The 1118-nt window shown below is 69.9% G+C and carries 2 protein-coding genes; both read right to left on the bottom strand.

Annotated features, from left to right (window positions below; genetic code table 11):
• Positions 1–8 precede the first annotated feature (8 nt).
• Positions 9–536, bottom strand: coding sequence for a DUF4334 domain-containing protein (locus tag D7X74_RS42010; protein WP_120538472.1), 528 nt, complete (start codon positions 534–536; stop codon positions 9–11).
• Between the two features lie 8 nt (positions 537–544).
• A partial coding sequence (locus tag D7X74_RS42005; protein WP_147446918.1) for a zinc-binding dehydrogenase occupies positions 545–1118 on the bottom strand: 574 nt, incomplete at its 5' end.

The raw sequence follows: 1118 nt of genomic DNA, 5'->3' as shown, positions 1-1118 counted from the left end.
CTCCGGAACTAGGGAGCTCGCGCGAAGGGCCGCGCGTCCGCATCGCGGCGCAGCACGAAGAAGTACGGCGCTGGCATGCCCCGCGCGTCCATCACCCCGAGCAGCGTGTTCGCGTCCACCTGGCGGAAGACATCGTTCGTGGGCCAGTCGTCGTAGATCATCGTCGCGCTGAGCCTTCCCCGGTACTGCGTCATGCGCAGCCGGGCCTTGAACTTCGCGGTCTCCACCGTGGCCCGGTGCGGGCCCACGGGCCCCCGTATCTCCGGGGAGGGCCACCTGCGCGGATCCACCGGGAACACCGCCGCGCGGTCCTCCGTGAAGAACAGCAGCGGGTGCACGCTCTCCGCGTCGATGAACTGCTTGCCGTACCAGCCGGTCGCGCTGAGCATCCCGTCCATGGGGTGCTCCGTCTGGAGCTCACTGCCCTTCCAGGTGCCCCACATGAACGAAAGGTCCACCGTGGGCAGGCTGTCGAACAACGCGAGCGCCTCCTCGGCGCGGATCCGCCCCGCTTTCACCGCTTCATCGAAGGTCATGACGTCCCTCATCCCTGCATGCGCAGCACCGGCTTGATCGCCGTGCGCGTCTCCATCTGGTGGACCGCGTCGTTGATGGCCTCGAAGTCATGGGTGCGGATGAGCTTCTCCAGCGGGAAGCGTCCGGCCGCGTGCAGCGCGACCAGCTTCGGGAGGAAGGTCTTCGGGTCGGCGTCCCCTTCGAGGATGCCCACCAGCTTCCGGCCGGCGAGCAGGGACGTCATCGGCAGGGTGACCTCCGCCGCGCCACGGCCGGGCAGTCCGAGCAACCCGCAGGTGCCCAGGGGCCGTGTCACGTCGAACGCCTGACGCAGCACCTGGGGTGAACCGACACACTCCAGCGCGAAGTCCACCCCGCCCCCGGTGCGCTGGCGGATCTTCTTCGTGAGCTCGGGCTCCTGCGCGAGGAAGGTGTCCGTGGCGCCCAGCTCGCGCGCGAGTTCGAGCCGCTTCACGTCCAGGTCCACCGCGATGAGGGTCGCCGCGCCCACGACCTTCGCCGCCATGATGGCCGCCAGGCCCACCGCCCCCGCGCCGAAGACCGCCAGCTGCTGCCCCGACCCCATCCGGAACGCCTCCAGC

The organism is Corallococcus sp. CA047B (genome assembly GCF_003612065.1).
GTDB lineage: Bacteria > Myxococcota > Myxococcia > Myxococcales > Myxococcaceae > Corallococcus > Corallococcus praedator.
Note: the sequence above shows the minus strand (reverse complement) of the source record. Positions and strands in the feature narration are given on the sequence as shown.